The 19,410-nt window shown below is 71.3% G+C and carries 11 protein-coding genes; 4 read left to right on the top strand and 7 right to left on the bottom strand.

Features of this window, described 5'->3' with window-relative positions; all coding sequences use genetic code 11:
• Positions 1-8 precede the first annotated feature (8 nt).
• Genes Q7X29_RS06460 through Q7X29_RS06445 form a run of 4 tightly spaced genes read right to left on the bottom strand, consistent with a single transcriptional unit; the run spans position 9 to position 10,297 of the window.
• Positions 9-5,063 (bottom strand): non-ribosomal peptide synthetase, encoded by a 5,055-nt coding sequence (locus tag Q7X29_RS06460; RefSeq protein WP_316573523.1) that lies wholly within the window; start codon positions 5,061-5,063, stop codon positions 9-11.
• Between the two features lie 14 nt (positions 5,064-5,077).
• The gene (gene nbtC, locus Q7X29_RS06455; RefSeq protein ID WP_316573522.1) at positions 5,078-8,230 is read right to left on the bottom strand and encodes a nocobactin polyketide synthase NbtC; all 3,153 of its coding nucleotides are present in this window, start codon (positions 8,228-8,230) and stop codon (positions 5,078-5,080) included.
• Positions 8,223-9,548, bottom strand: a complete 1,326-nt coding sequence (locus Q7X29_RS06450) for a beta-ketoacyl [acyl carrier protein] synthase domain-containing protein (RefSeq protein ID WP_316573521.1) — start codon at positions 9,546-9,548, stop codon at positions 8,223-8,225. The genes nbtC and Q7X29_RS06450 overlap by 8 nt, the downstream gene beginning before the upstream one ends.
• On the bottom strand, positions 9,545-10,297 hold the full coding sequence (locus tag Q7X29_RS06445) for a thioesterase II family protein (protein WP_316573520.1): 753 nt from the start codon (positions 10,295-10,297) through the stop codon (positions 9,545-9,547). The genes Q7X29_RS06450 and Q7X29_RS06445 overlap by 4 nt, the downstream gene beginning before the upstream one ends.
• A gap of 255 nt (positions 10,298-10,552) precedes the next feature.
• Here Q7X29_RS06445 and Q7X29_RS06440 point away from each other — a divergent pair, with 255 nt between their 5' ends.
• Positions 10,553-11,218 (top strand): GNAT family N-acetyltransferase, encoded by a 666-nt coding sequence (locus Q7X29_RS06440; RefSeq protein WP_316573708.1) that lies wholly within the window; start codon positions 10,553-10,555, stop codon positions 11,216-11,218.
• A gap of 247 nt (positions 11,219-11,465) precedes the next feature.
• On the opposite strand, the gene Q7X29_RS06435 is transcribed toward Q7X29_RS06440, so the two are convergent.
• Positions 11,466-12,755, bottom strand: coding sequence for a SidA/IucD/PvdA family monooxygenase (locus Q7X29_RS06435; protein ID WP_308248552.1), 1,290 nt, complete (start codon positions 12,753-12,755; stop codon positions 11,466-11,468).
• 155 nt (positions 12,756-12,910) lie between these two features.
• Here Q7X29_RS06435 and Q7X29_RS06430 point away from each other — a divergent pair, with 155 nt between their 5' ends.
• The 3 genes from Q7X29_RS06430 (at position 12,911) to Q7X29_RS06420 (ending at position 15,596) form a co-directional block, all read left to right on the top strand.
• Positions 12,911-13,618: a siderophore-interacting protein gene (locus Q7X29_RS06430; protein WP_218719407.1), complete on the top strand. Its 708-nt coding sequence runs from the start codon at positions 12,911-12,913 to the stop codon at positions 13,616-13,618.
• A gap of 114 nt (positions 13,619-13,732) precedes the next feature.
• A complete protein-coding gene (locus Q7X29_RS06425; RefSeq protein ID WP_316573519.1) occupies positions 13,733-15,091 on the top strand; it encodes an alpha/beta hydrolase family protein in 1,359 nt (452 codons plus the stop codon).
• Positions 15,092-15,176: 85 nt separating this feature from the next.
• A complete protein-coding gene (locus Q7X29_RS06420) occupies positions 15,177-15,596 on the top strand; it encodes a TIGR03667 family PPOX class F420-dependent oxidoreductase (protein ID WP_316573518.1) in 420 nt (139 codons plus the stop codon).
• Positions 15,597-15,645: 49 nt separating this feature from the next.
• On the opposite strand, the gene Q7X29_RS06415 is transcribed toward Q7X29_RS06420, so the two are convergent.
• Positions 15,646-17,382: an ABC transporter ATP-binding protein gene (locus Q7X29_RS06415; protein ID WP_316573517.1), complete on the bottom strand. Its 1,737-nt coding sequence runs from the start codon at positions 17,380-17,382 to the stop codon at positions 15,646-15,648.
• Positions 17,379-19,220 carry an ABC transporter ATP-binding protein gene (locus Q7X29_RS06410; RefSeq protein WP_316573516.1) on the bottom strand — a complete coding sequence of 614 codons (1,842 nt, stop codon included), beginning with the start codon at positions 19,218-19,220 and terminating at the stop codon, positions 17,379-17,381. Before Q7X29_RS06410 ends, Q7X29_RS06415 begins: the two co-directional genes overlap by 4 nt.
• Between the last annotated feature and the right edge of the window lie 190 nt (positions 19,221-19,410).

Below are 19,410 nucleotides of genomic sequence, written 5' to 3'. Positions count from 1 at the left end.
CGTGTTCACTAGCCCTGCGCCTGCCAGGCCGCCGTCAGCGCCGACAGCGCGTCGGCCTCCAGGCCGGAGGCGCTCATCGGGGCGTGCGAGACCTGTTCGGGCTCCTCGGCGTTCGGCTGCTCCGCGGCGGCGGCCGCGTCGACGGCGGCGGCCAGTTCGGTGATCGTGAAGTACTCGAACACCATCTGCGGAGTCAGCGGCAGGCCCAGCGCCGCGGCACGAGCCGACCACTGGATCGAGATGACGCTGTCGCCGCCCAGGGCGAAGAAGCCGTCCTCGCCGGTGACGTCGTCGATCTCGAGCAGTTCCTCGATCAGCGCGATGAGCTGACGCTCGGTGTCGGAGTCCGCCGCGCCCGCACCCGCGGTGGTGGCGGCGGCGATCGGCGCCGGTGCGGCGAGCAGCCGGTCCAGGTCGGCCTGCGGCAGCACCCGCAGCTCGGCGACCGGCAGGTCCGGCGTCTCGGCGAAGGCGCGCAGGGTGGCGGCCAGCGCGTCGGCGATCAGCGCGGCTGTGGCGGGGTCGTAGAGGTCGGCGTTGACGACGACGCGCACGTCCATGCCGCCGTCGGCGGTCACGTTCAGGCTCAGGTTCAGATCCAGGAACGAGACGTCGAAGTCGGCGGGCAGCACGGTGACCGTCGAGGCGCCCGAGGACGCGAACGGCAGCGTGGTCGGCGCCCAGTCCGCACCCCGGAAGTGGATCATGCTCTGGAACAACGGGTTCCGCGAGCGCGAGCGGCGCGGGTTGAGCGCCTCCACGAGCCGCTCGATCGGCAGCTCCTGATGCGCGTTGGCGTCGAGGACGACATCGCGGGCCGCGCTCACGGTGTCGCGCAGGGTGGGCGCGCCCGAGAGGTCGTTGCGCAGCACCACCATGTTGGCGAACAGGCCGATCAGGCCGGTCGTCGCCGGATCGGTGCGCGCGGCGACCGGGGTGCCGAGGGTGATGTCGGTGCCGCCGCCGAGGGTGTGCAGCAGCGTGGCGACCGCGGCCTGACACACCATGAACTCGGTGGCGCCGCTGCGCATCGCCAGCGCCTCGAGCCCGGAGCGCACGCTCGCGGGCAGCGCGAAGGTGACCACCTCGCCGCGCTTGCCGAGTACCGGCGGACGCTGCCGGTCGTGGGCGACCGAGATCTCCTCGGGCACGTCGGCCAGCGCGGTCTTCCAGTAGTCGATCTGGGCCATCGCGAACTCGCTGGGCGCGGCCTGGTCGAACAGCTCGCGCTGCCACAGGGCGTAGTCGGCGAACTGGATCGGCAGCGGCGCCCAGCCGGGGGCGCCGCCCTGCTCGCCGCGGGCCCGGTAGGCGGTGGTCAGGTCGTCGAGCAGCACGCCGAAGGAGGCGTGGTCGGCGACGATGTGGTGCACCAGCAGCGAGAGCACATGGGTGTTCGCGTCGAGCACCAGCAGTTCGGCGCGGAGCAGCGGTTCACCGTCGAGGGTGAACGCGTAGCCGGCGATGGCCGCGAGTTCCGCGGTGAGGTCGGCGGGCGCGATCTCGCGGATCGGCAGCGGCACGGCGGTGGCGGGATGCACCACCTGGTAGGGGACGCCGTCGTGTTCGGGGAAGGTGGTGCGCAGCGACTCGTGCCGGGCGACGACATCGTCGAGCGCCGAACGCAGCGCCGCGATGTCGAGCGCGCCGTCGAAGCGCAGGGCCAGCGGCAGGTTGCCGACCGAGCCCGCGCCCTCCATGCGGTACTGGAACCACATGGCCAGCTGCGAGTACGACAGCGGGACGCGCTCGCCGCGCGGCCGGCCACCGATCGCCGGACGGCCCGGATTCGCCTGCGGTGCAGCGCTTTCGACCGGCTCCTCGACGGTCTCCTCGTCGGAGTCGACGGCGTCGAGGTCGATGTCGAACTCGGCCAGGAAGCGGGCCACCAGATTCGCGGCCAGCGCGGCCGGGGTCGGGCTGTCGAAGACGACGCGGACATCGAGCTCGACGCCGAACTCCGCACGCACCTGGGCGACGAGCCGGGCGGCGAGCAGCGAATGCCCGCCCAGCTCGAAGAACGAATCCTCCGCGCCGACCTGGTCGAGCCCGAACAGCGTGCCGAACAGGGCACACATCTTGCGCTCGGTGGCGGTGGCGGGCGCGCGATGGATGCGCGCCACGGCGGGGGTCGCGGCGGGCAGCGCGCGCTTGTCGAGCTTGCCGTTGACGGTCAGCGGGATTTCCGGGATCACCGCGAAGGCGCTGGGCACCATGTACTCCGGCAGCCCCGTCGAGGCGAAGGCGTGCACCTGTTCGAGGTCGATCGACTCCTCGGCGGGCACCACGTAGGCGGCCAGCATGGCGCCGACGGCGGGGTCTTCGGTGACGATGACGACGCAGTGCGCGACGGCGGGATGCGCGGCGATCGCGGCCTCGACCTCGCCGAGTTCGATGCGGAAACCACGCACCTTCACCTGCTCGTCGGCGCGGCCGACGAACTCGAGCTCACCGAAGCTGTTGCGGCGCACCAAGTCACCGGAGCGGTAGAGCCGTGCGCCGGAGGTGAACGGGTCGGCGACGAAGCGCTGCGCGCTCAGCGCGGGACGGTCCAGGTAGCCGCGGGCCAGCTGGTCGCCGCCGAGGTAGAGCTCGCCGACGACGCCGTCGGGCACCAGGTGCAGCGCCTCGTCGAGGACGTAGGTGTAGACGTTGCGGTTGGGGATGCCGATCGGCACGACGCCGGTGCCCTGCGGGCCCGCGACCGGCATGTGGGTCGAGCAGACCACGGCCTCGGTCGGGCCGTAGTGATTGCGCAGTTCGGCGTCGAGGGTGTTGGCGAAGCGGTCGGCGACCTCACCGGGCAGCGCCTCACCGCCGACCGGGACCTGACGCAGCGACTGCCATTCGCTCACCTCCGGCAGCAGCAGGAAGGTGCTCAGCATCGAGGGCACCATGTGCAGCACGGTGACCTGGCGGCGGGTGATCAGATCGGCGACGTAGCGGATGTCGCGGAAGGCGTTGGGCTTGGGCACGATCAGCTGCGCGCCGACCGTGAGCGTGATGGCGATATCGACCAGCGAGGCGTCGAAGCTCACCGACGACGACTGCATCAGCCGGTCCCGCGCGGTCATGCTCCAGTCGGCGGTGAAACACACGATGTGCTCGGCGATCGCGGCGTGCGGCACCGGAACGCCCTTGGGCTTGCCGGTCGAGCCGGAGGTGTAGATGACGTAGGCGAGGTTGGCGGGCAGCAGCGGGCGCAGCCGGTCCGCGTCGGTCGGCGCGGTCGCGGGCAGCTCGGCCGCCACGGCCTCCGCGGCCGCCAATTCCACCGCACCGAGCAGCAGCCGGGGGCGGGCATCCTCGACCAGATACTCGATCCGGTCCTGCGGGTAGGCCGGGTCGATCGGCAGGTACGCGCCACCGGCCTTCAGCACGGCCAGCACGGCGACGATGAATTCCACCGAGGTGCCCAGGCGCAGGCCGACGATGTCCTCGGTGCCGATGCCCTGCCCGATCAGCCAGTGCGCCAGGCGGTTCGCGCGCGCGTGCAGCGCGCCGTAGCTGAGCTCGAGGTCGTCGGAGGCGAGCGCGGGGGCGTCGGGGGTGGCGGCAGCGGCGGCCTCGAACAGCGCGACGAGGGTGGTCGCGGGCTGGTCGACGAGCACGCCGTGCGAGCGCTCCAGCAGCGCGGCGCGGTCGTCGGCGCCGAGCATGTCGAGATCGGCGAGCCTGCGGCGCGGGTCGCGCAGCGCGGCGTCGAGCAGTCGGCCGAAGTGCGCGAGCAGCTGGTCGACGAGCGATTCGGCGAGCACGTCGGTCTGGTACTCGGCCTCGACCACGGCGGTGCCGTCGTCCTCGAGCACGATCGCCAGGGCCAGCGGAACCTGCGCGCTCACCGCGCCCAGTTCCAGCTGGGTGGAGCGCACGCCGTCGATGGCGAAGCCGTCGGCGCTCTTGCGCACGCTGAAGCCGAGGCGGACCAGCTGGTCCATGCCGTCGCGGCCGGCGACGCGATCCGGGTTCGCTTCGCGGACCACCCGATCGATGCCGACGCCGCGCCGGGCGAACGCGCCGGCGCAGGTGTCGCGCACGGCGGCGACGAGCTGGGCGAAGTCGTCGTCGGCGCCGAAGGTGGCGCGCAGCAGCAGGGTGTTGCCGAAGTAGCCGATGAGCTGTTCGGTTCCTGCCGGGCGATCGGTCACCGGGATGGAGACGAGGAAGTCGTCGGCGGCGGTGTAGCGGTGCACGAGCGCGTCGAAACCGGCCAGCAGCACCATGAACGGGGTCGCGGCGTGCTCGCGCGCGAACTGCTCGGTGCGGGTGACGAGGTCGGCCGGGAGGCGGTGGGTGCGGCGCTGGGCCTGCCTGCCGGGCGTCGCGGCAGGCGAACCGGGCAGTTCCAGCGGCTCGGGCAGCGGACGCAGGGCCTGGCGCCAGTAGTCGATGTCGGCGTCGGCGGGCTCGTCGGTGGACGCGATCGCGGCGAACTGGACGGTGGCCCCCGCGCCGGACCCGGCGCGGTAGGCGGCGTTGAGCTCGGCGAAGAACACCGACCAGGAGTCGTCGTCCCAGCAGATGTGGTGGATGGCGAACAGCACGACGTGCTCGTCGGCGCCGGTGCGGATCAGGGTGGCGCGCACCGGCAGTTCGGTGCCCAGGGCGAAGGGACGGCCGAACTCGCGCCGGGCCAGCACCTCCACCCGCAGGTCACGCCCGGATTCGGCGAGGTCGGTCAGGTCGTGGGTCTGCCACTGCGCGCGGGCGTCGTCGGTGAACACCTGGTACGGCTCGCCCTCGGCGTCCGCGCCGTAGGTGGTGCGCAGGATGTCGTGGCGGGCCACCACGGTGTCGAACGCGGCGTGCAGGCGCTCGCCGTCGAGCGGGCCGGTGAGCCGGTAGGCGACGCAGATGGACAGGGCGGTGTCGTCGGCGTCGCGGGTCTGCAGGAACCACATGCGGCGCTGGCCGGGAGTGAGCGGACGGCGCTCCCCCGCCGCGATGCGCGGCACGGTCACGGGTTCGGGAGTGGCGGCGGCCATGCCGCTCGCGCGCAGCTTCTGCTGGAGCAGTAGCTTGCGGCGCTCGGCGACGGACAGGGTGGCTTCGGTGTCAGACATGTTCGTTCGGCCCCTCAGCCCTGGTTGGTGTTCTGTGCCATCAGCAGCACGACGTCGTCGAGCGACGCGCCGCCGAGAATCGCCGCGACCGGCAGATCGCGATCCAGCTCCGCCTTGACCCGCTTGCGGAAGTCCAAGGCCTGCAACGAGTCGAGGCCGAGCGCGACCAGCGGCATGGTGGCGTCGATCGAGTCGGCGCTGTCGCCGCCGATGACCTTGAGCAGTTCGGTGCGCATGCGCAGATCCAGCGGGGTGCTGTCGGCCGCGGGCGCATCGTTCACGGCGGGTGCGGGCGCCTGGGCCGGGTCGGCGGACCCGGTCGCCGACGACTCCGCCCGCGCCACCGGCGCACTGGACTCGAGCCCGGTGAGCACACTGGCCTGCCCGAACGCGCCGAGCACCTCCCGCAGGAAGTCCCAGTCGGCGGCGATGATCATGCCGTCGCGGGCGGGCAGTGCGAGCCCGGCCTCGATCGCGTCGGCGGGCGCCATCGGGAACACCCCCGCCTCTTCGACGCGGGCGAAACCGGCGTCGTCGAGCGGACCGGCGACGCTCCACAGACCCCACTGCAGGCTGGCCGCGTCGATGCCGCGGGCCCGCAGCCGGCGAGCGGCCACATCGAGCATCCGGTTGGTCACCGCGTAGAGGATCTGTCCACGTCCGCCCAGGGTCGCCGCCATGGACGAGCACAGCAGCACCCGCGCGTCGGCCGCCAGCGGGGCGGCCTCGATCAGGTTGTCCAGGCCACGCAGCTTGGCGCCCGCGGCGGTGCGCACGTCCTCGGCGGTGATCTCGCCGAGTTCGGCGTCGACATAGTTCACCGCGGCGTGGATCACCAGATCGACCGGCCGATCGGCGATCTCGGCGCCGAAGGCGGCCACCGCCGCGACATCGCCGACATCGCAGGCGCGCACCACGATCTCCGTACTGCCCAGCGCGCGCAGCCGTGCCAGTTCGCCTGCCAGCGTCTCGGTTTCGCCGCTGCGGCTGAGCAGCGTGACGCGACCGGCGCCGGTGCGCGCCAGATGGTCGGTGAACCGCAGCCCGAGCTGACCGGTGCCGCCGACGATCACCACGTGATCGAGATCGGTGCCGAGCGCACCGGTCTCGGTGGCGGTGTCGAGCACCAGCCGCTTCACGAACATCTTGCCCGCGCGCAACGCCAGCTCGGCCTCCCCCGTGGAGTGCACGGCGGCGACGATCTTGGCGGCTTGCGCGGCCGCGGGTTCGGACGGGGCGAGATCGAGATGGCGGAACAGGATGCCGGGGTGTTCGATGCCGACACTGCGGAATCCGGCGGTGACGCCCGACTGGAACAGCGCGGGGATCGGATCGCCGCCGAGGACGGTCTCACCGCCGACGGTCAGCAGCCAGCACTCGCCGCCGGGGCGCAGCGCGGACAGCGCGCCCGCCCAGGCGCGGTCGGCGTAGAAGCCGGTCAGCGCGTCGACGGCGGCGGCGGTGTCGTCGTCCGTGGTCTCGGGGAGCAACACGACCACGGTGTCGGCGGCCGCACCGTCACTCAGGGTGAAGGCGGCGCCGGAGGCGAGGTCGGCCGGGCCGAGCACGCGCGCGCCGGCACCGTGGCGGTCGGCCGCCGCGAGCAGCGCGGTGGCAAGGTCGGCGCACTCGCCGGTGTGGTCGACGAGCAGCAGGGTGCGTGGCGCGGTGAGCGAGCGGCGCTGCAGCGGGCTCCACTGTTCCACCAGCCGTTGCGGTTTCGGCGTGGTGACGACCAGCTCGGCCGGGGTCTCGTGTGCCCCCAGCGGTGCCCACAGCCGCTTGGGCGCGGTGACGGTGTGCGGGAAATCGCGCAGCGGCAGGGTGACGGTGTCGTCGACCCGCAGTGCGTCCCACCGATAGTCGGCATCGAGGACGGCGACCTGGGCCACATTCCGGGCGAACTCCGACAGGCCGTCCGCGGTGCGCAGCGAGGTGCCGAGCACGCGGAAGTCGCGCGGGGGCAAGCCGGGACGGTTCGGGACCAGACTCAAGTTCTCCTGGAGCGCCAGTTGCAGCACCGGATGCTCGGCGACCTCGATCATCAGGTCGACGCCGTCACTGCCCGCGCTGATCACGGCGCGGTCGAACCGGACTCGGTTGCGCAGGTTCCAGTACCAGTACTCCTCCTGCTTGAGGTCGGGCGTGATCACCTCACCCAGCGTCGCTCCGTAGCAGGGGATCTCGGAGGCGGCGAAGTTCGGGGCACTCATCTCGTCGCCGAGGAAGCCTTCGAAATCGGCCCGCACCTCGGCGACGATGGAGGTGTGCGCGGGGAAGGCGACCCGGATCTCCCTGGCGAACTGGCCGCGCTCGGTGGCCGCGGCTACCAGCTCGACGACGGCGCCGCGTTCGCCGGAGATGGCGATGATGTGCGGCGAGTTGACCACCGCCAGCTCGGCCCAGCCCGAGTTGCGCGCCATCAGCGCTTCCACGCTCTCGCGGTCCATCCCGAAGACCGCCATCGAATAGCCGCGCGGGGACAGCCGGTCCGCGAGCAGGGCCCGATGGGTCACCGCGAGCACCGAATCACGCAGCGTCATCACGCCGGAGACCGCGCCAGCGGCGAGCTCGCCCTGGCTGTGGCCGATGGTCGCGTGCGGTCGCACGCCCGCCGCCTGCCACGCCGCGGCCAGGCCGGTCATGTGGAACATCAACGCGGGCTGGACTTCCCACACCGTGTCGTCGTAGCGACCCTCGTGGCCCAGCAGATAGTGCAGCGGCTTGGAGTGCCCGAAGCGTTCGGCGTGGATGGCGGCGCACTCGTCGACAACGGCGCGGTAGGCGTCGGACAGCGCGTAGAACACCGCGCCCATGCCGGGGCGCTGACTGCCCTGGCCGGGGAAGACGAAGCCGACCCGGCGCGCGCCGGCGGCGGTGTCGGCCCGGACCACCGCCGGGTGGTCGGTGTCGGTGGCGATCGCGTCGAGCGCGGCCGTCAGGTCGGTCCGGGCGGCGTCGGTCGTCGACGGCGGAGCCAGCACCAGCGCCCGGCGACGACGGGCGACGCGGGTGCGGAACAGCATGTCCGCCAGGCGTTCCGGTGTCGCCTCGGCATGGGTCTGGACGTAGTCGCGCAGGGCGGCGGCCTCGGCGCGCAGTCCGTCGACGCTGTCGGAGGACAGCAGGACGGGAACGGTGCCGTCGGGCAGACGGTACTCAGCCATGGTTGGTCTCCTCCAGCACCGGCAGGCCGACGATGGCGTGCGCGTTGGTTCCCGCGACACCGAACGAGGACACCGCGCCGTAGCGCATGCCGTCCGCGCGCGGCGCCCAGTCGGTGAGTTCGGCGGCGAGCCGCAGACTCGTCGCGTCCCAGTCGAGGTCGGTGGTCGGGGCGTCGGCCCACAGGCTCGGCGCGATCGCGCCGTGCGCGCCGCACAGCAGCACCTTGATCAGGCCGAGCATCCCCGAGGCGGCCTGGGCGTGGCCCGCGTTGGACTTCACCGAGCCGAGCAGCGGTCCGTCCGTGCCGCGCTCCGGATCGCCGTAGGTAGCGGCCAGTGCGGTCAATTCGAGCGGATCGCCGACGGCGGTGCCGGTGCCGTGGCCCTCGATCAGCCCGATGTCGTGCGTGCTGATCCCGGCGGCGGCGACGGTGGCCTCGATGAGCCGCTGTTGCGCCTGCGCGCTGGGCACCGCGATCGGCGCGCCCGCGCCGTTGTGGTTGACCCGCGAGCCGAGCAGCTGCCCGTAGACCCGGTGTCCGAGCGCCTCGGCCCGCGACTGCCGTTCCAGCACGACCACGCCCGCGCCCTCGCCCCACAGCGTCCCGGTCGGGTCGGCGGCGTAGGAACGGCAGTGGCCGTCGGTGGCCAGCGCATTGTTCTTGGAGAACTCGTAGAACGCGCCGGGCGAGCCCATCACGCAGACGCCACCGGCCAGCGCCCAGTCGCATTCGCCCGCGCGAATGGCCGAGGCGGCCTGATGCACCGCGGTCAGCGACGAGGCGCAGGCGGTGTCCACGCTGATGGACGGGCCGACCAGGCCGAGCCCGTGCGAGATACGTCCGGCGACCGCGCCGAGGGCGGTGCCGGTGGCCCGGTAGCCGCTGTACTCGTTGACACCGGCCACCCGCGGCCCGTACTCGACCGTCGAGACGCCCATCCAGACACCGGCCGGATCACCGTCGAGCGCACCGGGATTGATGCCGGCGTGCTCGAGCGCGCGCCAGGCCACTCGCATGGCCACCCGCTGCTGCGGGTCCATGGCGACGGCCTCGCGCGGGGTGATGCCGAAGTACTGGGCGTCGAACTCGGTGGCGCCGTCGAGGAAGCCGCCCGCGTCGCGCACGGGAGCCCAGCCGTCGAGCCTGCCGAGGGCGAACAGCTCGTCGAGCGGCCACTCGCGGTCGCGCGGGAACGGGCCGATCAGTTCGCGGCCCTCGGCCAGCGCCGACCAGAACGCAGGCAGGGTGTCGACGCCGCCGGGCGCTTCGACGCCCATGCCGACGATGACGATGGGGTCGGGGGTGGACTCGCTCATCGGGCGAGCGCCTGACCGGCCAGTACCTCGGCGATGCCGTCGATGTTCTCGTCGATGTAGAAGTGGCCACCGGCGAACAGATTCACCTCGGCCTCGGCGCTGGTGCTGGTCTCCCAGGCGTAGAGATCGCGGGGGCCGACGAACGGATCGTCGTCGCCGCCGAGCACCAGCAGGGGCGCGGCGACCTGGACGTCCGGGCCGCAGGAGTAGGCGTCGAAGGCGCGGTAGTCGGCCTTGAGCACCGGCAGCGCCATCCGCATGACCTCACGGCTGGCCATCACGTCGGCGCCGGTGCCGTTGAGCGCGGCCATGTGGTCGAGCAATTCCTCGTCCTCGGTGGGATGTCCGGGAAGCTCGGCGATCCGGTGGGGTGCGGCCGCCGCGGAGGTCACCAGCAAACGCACGGGCAACCCGGCGGCTTCGGCCAGCCGGACGAACTCGAACGCGACGATGGAACCCATGCTGTGACCGAAGACGGTCAGCGGGGCGCCGGTGTTGTGGGCGGAGCCACGGAAGGCCTCGAAGGCGCCTGCGGCGAGTTCGGGCAGGGTCTCGGCGGCGGCTTCGCGCACGCGGTCCTGCCGACCGGGGTACTGCATCACCACGGTGTCGAAGTCATGGGCCGTACGCTTGGCGAACACCCGGTAGGCCGAGGCGCCGGCGCCCGCGTGCGGGAAGACGATCAGCGGCGGCAGGGAGTCGGTCCGGGGGGCCTGGAATTGCCGGATCCAGCCGAGTTCTCTTGCCATGTCGTTCTCCCTCACCGGTCGCGCACACGCTGCGCGGCCGTTTCGCACTGTCCAACGCCGTGCCGACGCACGGGCCCGCCCGGCGCAGTCGTCCGGGACCGGGGCGAATCCTGTTGCGCCCGAAGCCGACCCGGTTCGGTCGTGCCCGGCAACCACCGGGCGATCGGTCGGGCAACAGTAACACCCGGGCATTAGTATAGGCTAGCCTTACCAACCGAGGTGACCAAGGTAACGATCGAACGGAGCACCCAGCAGATGAACCCCGCCGGGACCCCCTACGTGCTGCCCCGCGAGCAGACCGACCTGCCCGCCGAGGTGGCCGCCGCACCGGCGCCGACACTGCCGGTCTTCGCCGCGCCCTTCGCCCTGCGCGTAGCCGACCCGGACGGCACCGATCCCGAGCTGCTGGCCGAGTGGATGGCCCGACCGCACCTGCTCGAATCGTGGGAGCAGGACTGGGACGCCGACCGCCGCCGCGAGGATTTCCGGGCCCAGCTGGCCGGAACCTACTCGCGCCCCTGCGTTCTCAGCCTCGACTTCGCCGTGCTCGGCGAGCCGGAGCTCGGTGTGCGCGACATCGCCTACCTCGAGTTCTACCGCGCGGCCAAGGACGAGATCGGCCGGCTCTACGACGCGCAGCCCGGCGACATCGGCTTCCATATCGCCACCGCCGACACCCGCGTGATCGGCAAAGGCATCATGTCCGCCTGGATCTCGACCATGGCCGCCGCCGTCTTCGCCGCCAACCCCGACTGCCGACGCATGCTCGGCGACCCGGATCACCGCAACCAAGCCATCTGCCGCAGCTTCGACAAGATCGGCTGGCACCGCGTCGGCGAATTCGACGTCCGCCCCACCCGCCGCATCGCGCTCTACGCGACCCCGCGCACCCCGACCGACCTCCCGGTCCCCGCCTCCTGACCGGCCCCCCACGCCCGCCCTCGACAGGGAGAGGGACAGGGACAGGCCGAGAAAAGCGGCACACCAGCGCTCCAACAAACCCAACCACCACGCCCGACCCCTAGGGAGGGCAGGCCGACACAGTCGGCCGTCGGCGGCCGTCCCGCCGGTCAGGCGCCGTGGCGTACGCGACGAAGGAGCAAGCCACGGTGCCTGACCGGCGGGACCCAAGGGGCCGCCGACTCGAGCGCGCCAGCGCTCCAACAACTCAGCACGCCGCGAGGTGGACCGCGCCGGCACGGGCCCGGGCGGGTTCGGTGCGCAGCACGCGGTCCGAGAGTTCGCCCAGGCAGCTGAGATTGGGGAAGCCGGGGCCCTGTGCCATGGCGGCCATGTTCGGCAGGTACAGCTTGCCCGCCAGGCCGGTGACGGCCAGGTCGTAGCCGATCGAGGACTCGATCCGCTGCTGGGTCAGCGGGCCGCCGACGGCGAGCTCGAGCAGGTCGGCGGTCTGCTGGTCGAACATGTCCAGGAACCACAGCGGCTGACCGCCGGTGGCGTCGACGACCAGGTCGAAGTTGTGCACCTGATCGGCCCGCAGCTCGTTGGTGAGGGTGAGGGCCAGCACCTCGCCCTGCGGCACGATCTTGGTGACCCGGCCCTGCAGGTGGTGCACGCGGCTGTCGCCGAGCAGGCTCTCCTGCACCCGCACCGAGAACACGCCGCGGTCGGTGCGCCGGATGACGTCGCGGCGTTCCTGGATGCTCAGCGCGTTCCACTTCACCGGATCGCTGAACAGCGAGTTCTCGAAGAAGCTCTCGCCACGGGTGTAGAGGGTGGCCATCGGCGAGATCACCGAGATGGTGAGCATCTCGTGCCGGACCAGCTCGTCCAGGGCCGAGCCCGCGGTCTCGCCACCGCCGATCACCGCGGCGCGGGAGGCGGCGGGCAGGCCGCGCTTACCCGCGAGGTCCCAGAACTCGGCGATGCTGAGCACGCGCGGGTGGTCGGCCAGCGCGCGACTGCTGCGGCCGGGGCCGGTGATCATCAGGCCGTCGGCGGCGAGTTCGGTGCGATGGCCGTCGGCGTCGACGACGCCGACCTGCCACTGGTCGCCGATGCCGTTGCCGCCGTGGCGGATCTGCTCGACCCGGCCGAGCACGAGCTCGAGGTCGATGGACTTGGCGACCCACTGCAGGTACTTGGCCCAGACGTGGTGCTGCGGGCTCGGCCTGCCGCGGTCGATCCATTCGGCGTAGGTGCCGTGCTCGATCAGGAACGAGGTCCAGCTGAACGCGGCCATCGCCTGGTCGATGTCGCGATTGCGGCCGCGCGCCCAGGTGGAGTGGTACGGGAAACCGATGTCCTTCTCGGGGCTGGTGCCGAGCCGGTGCTGACCGTCGGTCCAGCCGCCGCTGGGCAGCCAGTTGCCGCCGACCGCGTGCGATTCGACGACGACCACGCGCGGGGCGGGCAGGCCGAGGGTGCGCAGGACGTGCGATTTCGCCGCCACCGCAAGGGCTTTCGGCCCCGCGCCGACTACCAGGAGGGTCTCCACCGGTTCGTTCTCCACTCTCTCACGCATATCCGCGCCGGGATCGTCCACAGGCGATCGCCCGGACACGGTCCCCATATTTGCATAGGCTTACCTTATCTGGCTAGTACAGCCCTACCCGTGCAGACAAATTAGTGACCTTAGGCTAACCTAACGGCATGGGTAAGGGATTGAACGGCCTGATCACCAAGGCCTGGGGCGGCGCCGACTACAAGCTGACGGTGACATCCACCGAGCAGATCACCGACAAGTTCGTGCGGATCGGCGTCGACCTCGGCGGGTTGCTCGCCGACCACCCGGTACACCCGACCCAGTGGATCCGCCTGTGGATTCCGGATGCCGAGAGCGACAAGCTGCATCACCGCGGCTACACCCTCGTCGACCCGAACCCGGAAACCGACACCGCCTATATCGACTTCGCGCTGCACAACGGCCCCGCCGCCGACTGGGCCCGGCGCGCCGAGCCGGGCGACCCGCTCGACGCGACCGTCCTCGGCTCGGACTTCCAGCTGCCGGAGCAGACCCCGAGCGAGTACGTCATCTTCGGCGACACCGCCTCGCTGCCCGCCATCAACTCACTGCTCGACGCGATCGGCGACACCCCGGCGCGGGTCTGGCTGGAGTGGCAGTACGAGTCCGACCAGACCATCCCGGTGCGCAACAAGCCGCACCACCAGCTCACCTGGCTGCAGCGGGTCGACGACGGCCGACTCATGCGCGAAGCCGCGCTGGAGATCAGCTGCGCCGCGGACGCGTTCGCGTGGGTGGCCTGCTGTGGACAGACCACCCGCTCGATCGTGAAGACCCTCAAGGGTCAGCACGCGCTGCCCAAGACCGCGATCAAGTCGCAGGCGTACTGGAAGTAGCCCCCGAGGACGACCAGCGGTCGGTCTCGGTGCTGATGCGGCCGGAGTAGGCGCTGCGGCAAGCTGATCGGACAAGTCGGGAACGCCCGAGCCGTCCGGATCGAAACGAGCGCCGTGTCCGTCATCGATGCTGTCTTGCTGGTCGCCACCGTGGCACTCGCGATCACGCTGGTCGCGTCGCCACGGCTCGGCAGGCGCGTGGCGCCGTTCGCGCTGCCGGTGCTGATCCTGGGCGCGCTGCTGCTGTGGGTGCTCGCGGGCTCCTGGCACTGGTGGCCGCTCTACCTGCTGATCGCGCTGATGCTCGCGTTCGTGCTGACCGATGTCGCCGGAGCGCGGCGGCGGGCGTGGTTCCGCGCGGGAATCGGCGCGCTGGCCGTGCTCGCGATCCTGCCGTGGGCGGTGCCGCCCGCGCCGGAACTGCCCGAACCCACCGGACCGTACGCCGTCGGGTCGGAGATCTTCCGCTGGGTCGACGAGCGGCGGCCCGAGCCGGCGACCGCCGCCGAGGAAGACCGGCGCAATGTGGTCGTCCAGGCGTGGTATCCGACCGAGGTCTCGTCCGGTCGCCAGTGGGTGTATCTCGACGGGCAGGACCGGTTGCCGTCGAAGGTGTCGGGTATTCCGGGATTCCTGCTGGCGGACACCCGGATCGACACCCACGCGACCGCCGACGTCGCCGTGTCGCCGGACCGGGACCGCTGGCCGGTGGTGCTGTTCTCCCCCGGCTACGGCGCGCCGCGCGCCTTCTACTCCGGACTGGTCGCCGACCTGGCCAGTCGCGGCTTCCTAGTGCTGGCGATCGATCATCCCTACGAGTCGGCGGTGACCGAACTCGCCGACGGCACGGTGGCCACCACGGTCGAGAACATCGCCGCCGACGACCCCGATGCCCTCCGCTACATGACCGAGCGTCTCGAAACCCGCACGGCCGACCTGCGATTCGTGCTCGACCAGCTCGCCCGGCCCGAGGTCCTCGGCCCGCTGGAAGGCCATGTCGACCTCGGAAACCTCACCGCCATCGGACATTCCCTCGGCGGTGCCGCCGCGCTGTCGGCCGTGGCCGCCGACTCACGGCTCACCGCCGCAGCCAATCTCGACGGCACCCTCTACGGCGATCTGCCCGAGCGCGCCCTCGATCGCCCGGTGCTGCTGCTGGAGAGCGACCACGCCGTGACCGGGCATTCCCAGCGCTATCTCGACGGCAATCGCGCGGTGCTGGAACGGCTTCGCGCCCCCGGCTTCCGCTACGAATTCGGCGACGCCGACCACTACAGCTTCACCGACGTGCCCCAATTCCTGGCCGCCCCGGTGCGTTTCGTGGCGACCAGGATCGTCGGCGGATCACGTACCCCGGCCGACACCCAGCGCACCGCCAACGACATCCTCACCCCGTTCCTGCTGGGCCGACACGCCGAGGTCGGCGCCGCCGCCGGTCATGCCGGGGTCACGGGCGGTCCGGTGCCGCGCTGACCAGACGTGGTGGCGGGGGCGGGCGATTTCGGCGAAGGTGGACAGCGGAACGCAGTACGGAACCCACACCCGCGAGGAGTACGCCGTGTCCGTTCTCGACGACAGCACACCCTTCGGCGCCACGGTCGTCCAGCGCCTGGCCGACGAGCACGTTCTCTGGCTGACCACCATCGGCGCCGACGGCACCCCGCAGCCGAACCCGGTGTGGTTCCTGTGGCAGGACGAGACGTTCCTGATCTACACCATGCCCGAGGCCAAGCGGCTGCATCATCTCGCCCGCAATCCGCGGGTCGCGCTGAATTTCAACAGCTCCGCCTCCGGCGGCGAGGTGGTCGTGTTCACCGGGACGGCACGCGCCGGCGAGGCGGTGTCGGACGCCACGATCGCCGACTACAGCCGCAAGTACACCCAGGGCTTCGTCGACATCAAGATGACCGAAGCCGAGTTCTTCGACACCTACTCGGTCCCGATCCACATCACCCCGGACCATCTGCGAGGCTTCTGACACACACGAGGGCCGTCTCGTCGAGCGAGACGGCCCTCGTCGTGGCGGGTCAGACCGAGACTGGCTCGAGCCGCCAGCCGGTGGCGCGTTCCCGCTCGTTCCAGAACGCGGCGTAGCGGCCGTCGAGCGCGAGCAGTTCCTGGTGGGTGCCGCGTTCGGCGATGCGGCCGCCGTCGAGGAACAGGATCTGGTCGGCGTGCGCGATCGTCGAGAGCCGGTGGGCCACGACGAGAACGGTCTTGTCCCTGGTCAGTTCGTGGATGCCACGGACCACCACGGCCTCGCTGTGCGGGTCGAGCGCACTGGTCGCCTCGTCGAGCAGGACGATCGGCGCGTCCTTGAGCAGGGCCCTGGCGATCGACACGCGCTGGCGTTCACCACCGGACAGCGACGCGCCGCCCTCGCCGACCAGGGTGTCGAAACCGTCGGGCAGCCGCTCGACGATCTCGTCGACCCTGGCCGCGACGGCGGCGCGCTCGAGTTCGGCGTCGGTGGCCGCAGGCTTGCCGATGCGGATGTTGTCGGCCACCGAGCGGTTGAACAGGTAGACGTTCTGGAAGACCAGCGACAGCTGATCGAGCAGCGTCTCCGACGGCTGTTCGCGCACATCGTGTTCGCCGACCGAGACCGCGCCGGAGCTCACGTCGTAGAAGCGGGCGGCCAGCCGCAGCAGCGTGGTCTTGCCCGCGCCGCTGGGGCCGACGATCGCCGTGGTGGTCCCGGCGGGCACGGTGAAGCTCAGCTCCGCCAGGACGGGCTCACCGGGCCGGTAGCCGAAGCTCACCTCGTCGAACACCACGGCGGGCGCACCCGGCGTCACCGGCTCGCTGGGCGCGGGCAACGTCGGCTCGGCCAGCAGCTCGGTGATCCGGTCGGCGGCCGCGGCGGCCGACCGCAGGGCCGCGCCCAGCTGGGCGGCCTGGTTCACCGGCTCGATGAAGCGCGAGCTCACCGCGATCAGCGCGATCGCCGCGGCCGCCGAGATCGCGCCGTCGGTCACCCGCACCACCGCGAGGTAGGCCAGCACCAGGAACACCGCCTGCACGAACAGCGCGAAGACGATCAGCCCGGGCACGGTCGCGACCATCATCTTGCGCACCGCCGAGCGCTGACCGACCAGCGCGGCGTCGAGCGCCTTGTTGCCCGCGCCGACCGCGCCGAACGCGCGCAGCACCGGCTGGGCCTGGGCGAATTCCACCACCCGGGAATCGGCTTCGGCCGCGGCGGTGTGCAGGCGGGCATCGGCGCCGGTGTAGGCGCGGTTGGCCAGGTTGTTGACCAGGTACAGCACGGGCGCGGCGAGCAGCATGGCCAGCCCGATCCGCCAATCGATGAACAGCATGCCGAGCGCGACCACCAGCGGCACGATGATGCCGGTGAGCACCTTGGCGAGCAGGTAGGCGATCAGGCCCTGCATCTCGCGGACCTGCTCGACCATCACCCGCGACAGCGGGCCGGAGTCGCGGTCGGCGAACCAGCCCAGCGGCAGCGCGTTGAGCTGATCGCCGAGCCGGGTCTGCAGGCCACGCTGCATGCCGAGGCCGATCCGCAGGCCGAGTACAGCCTGTAGGTAACCGAAGACGACCACACCGGCCACGGCCACGGCCATGCCGAGCGCCCACAGCCAGGCGCCGCCCAGATCGTCACCGAAGAGCGTTTCCAGCACCGGGACCAGCAGCAGATACGCGATGGCCTGGCACAGCGCCTGGAGCACGATGGCGGCGAGCAGGCGCGGGATCAGCGGGGCGAACTCGTCGGGGACGAGGCGGAAAACCTTGCGAATCATCGTGTTTCCTCCACCAGGGCGAGCGTGCCGAGCGCGGCCTCGTTGATCTCCCACAGCCGCTGATACAGCCCGCCCGCGGCGCGCAGCTCGGCATGGGTGCCCTGCTCGACGAGGGTTCCGTTCTCCAGCACCAGGATTCGGTCGACGCCGGTGATGGTGTGCAGGCGGTGCGCGATCACCAGCACAGTGCGGCCGGCCACGAGCGCGGCCAGCGCGTCCTGCACCGCGGCCTCGGATTCGGGATCGGCGAAGGCGGTGGCCTCGTCGAGGACCAGTACCGGGGTGTCGGCCAGCAGCGCGCGGGCGATCGAGAGGCGCTGGGCCTCACCGCCGGACAGGGTCGCGTCGACGCCGATCTCGGAGTCGTAGCCGCGCGGCAGCGCCGTGATCCGGTCGTGGATCTGCGCGGCCCGGCTCGCCCGCTCGATCGCCGCGTCGTCGGCGTCGGGACGCGCGATCAGCAGGTTCTCGCGGATCGAGCCGCGGATCAGGCGCACGTCCTGGAACACGAATCCGACGGTGCGGTACAGCTCTTCGCTGGTGAACTCGCGAATATCACGGCCGTCGATGGTGATCCGGCCCGCGCCGACGTCGTAGAAGCGGGGCAGGAGTTTGGCCAGCGTCGATTTGCCGGAGCCGCTCGGGCCGACCAGCGCGGTGATGGTGCCCGGGGTCAGTTCGAGATCGAGGCCGCGCAGCACGTCATGGCCGGTGCGGTAGGCGAATTCGACCCCTTCGAAGCGGACGACGCCGTCCTGGCCCGTGCCGGGCGCGGTGGTCGCCGCGACGATGTCGAGCTCGGGAGTCTGCTGCAGTTCGTGCAGGCGCAGCGCCGCGGCGCCACCGGCCCGCAGCGCCTGCGAGCCGTAGCCGAGACCGAGCAGCGAACTGCCGATACCCAAGCCGACCAGCAGGAACGGCAGCAGGTCGAGCGGATTCACCCAGTCGAGGCCGACGAAGGCCAGCCCGCCGACGACCACGATCAGCATGACGAAGACCGGCATGACCACGATGTCGGAGGCCGACTGCACGCGCAGGATCGGCATCTTCATCCGGTGCGCCGCCTGCACCTGACCGTCGACCGCGTGCTGGAACTCGGTGTGCGCCTTGCCCGCCTGGCCGAACGCCCGCACCACCTGGATGCCGTCGACGAATTCGATCGTGGCCTCGGCGGTGCGGCGCTCCCAGCGGGTGTAGACCGCGAGACGGTCGCGGCCGTCGCGGTCCATGATCTTGCCGAACAGGAAGAAGTAGGCGATCAGCGGAATCAGCAGGACCAGAGTGAGCCGCCAGTCGACGGTGAACAGGTAGCCGAGGGTGACCAGCGGAACCACCAGCGCGCCGACGAACTCCAGCCGGGCGTGCGCCACGAGGTAGTGCAGCGCCTCCACGTCGTCGCGCAGATAGGTCTTGACCTCGCCGGAGCTGCGTTCGCCGAACCAACCGAGCGGCACCCGGGTGAGCTTGTCGGCCAGGGCCCGGCGCAGGGTGAGCTGGTACCCGGCGTCGACCGCGTGCGACCAGGTCAGCGCGACGGCTTGCAGCAGCGCGCGCACGATCAGGACGACCACGGCCGCGCCGAACAGCCACCACACCCGATCGGTGTCGACCGGGCTCTCGAGCAGTTCCCGGCAGGCCTGCACGATCAGCAGGAACGGCACGACGGTGCAGACCGAGGCGACCGCGACGAGCAGGCTCGCCGACGTCAGCATTCCCGACACCGGCGCCAGGATCTCCTTGCGCGCCCGCGCTTGCTGTTGCTTCTGCGCTTTCGCGGCCGCCTTGGGCAGCCGGTTCCCCGACTCCACCCCCGGCGGCGGCGCTACCTGCACCGTCATAACTTCTCGCCCTCTCGACCTGTCCACAGCAGTGTGCCAAGGGTAGGTTAGCCTAAGTTGAGTGGTTGTGGCCGACCGGGGAAGGTTGTGTGAACTGGCGGTCAACCCCCTCGGCAATTCGACATTCCGGGCGTAATTTCCTCTCTACCTCCGAATCCTTTCGCACGGCGGGAGAGCGAAAATGTTTGTC

Origin of the sequence: Nocardia canadensis (assembly GCF_032656385.1) — a bacterium.
Taxonomy (GTDB): Bacteria; Actinomycetota; Actinomycetes; order Mycobacteriales; family Mycobacteriaceae; genus Nocardia; species Nocardia canadensis.
Note: the sequence above shows the minus strand (reverse complement) of the source record. Positions and strands in the feature narration are given on the sequence as shown.

Coding starts and splice junctions, on each gene's coding strand:
- nbtC (WP_316573522.1), bottom strand. CDS start 8,230: ATGGCTGAGTACCGTCTGCCCGACGGCACCGTTCCCGTCCTGCTGTCC.
- Q7X29_RS06445 (WP_316573520.1), bottom strand. CDS start 10,297: ATGGCAAGAGAACTCGGCTGGATCCGGCAATTCCAGGCCCCCCGGACC.
- Q7X29_RS06415 (WP_316573517.1), bottom strand. CDS start 17,382: ATGATTCGCAAGGTTTTCCGCCTCGTCCCCGACGAGTTCGCCCCGCTG.
- Q7X29_RS06430 (WP_218719407.1), top strand. CDS start 12,911: ATGGGTAAGGGATTGAACGGCCTGATCACCAAGGCCTGGGGCGGCGCC.
- Q7X29_RS06450 (WP_316573521.1), bottom strand. CDS start 9,548: ATGAGCGAGTCCACCCCCGACCCCATCGTCATCGTCGGCATGGGCGTC.
- Q7X29_RS06410 (WP_316573516.1), bottom strand. CDS start 19,220: ATGACGGTGCAGGTAGCGCCGCCGCCGGGGGTGGAGTCGGGGAACCGG.
- Q7X29_RS06460 (WP_316573523.1), bottom strand. CDS start 5,063: ATGTCTGACACCGAAGCCACCCTGTCCGTCGCCGAGCGCCGCAAGCTA.
- Q7X29_RS06440 (WP_316573708.1), top strand. CDS start 10,553: ATGAACCCCGCCGGGACCCCCTACGTGCTGCCCCGCGAGCAGACCGAC.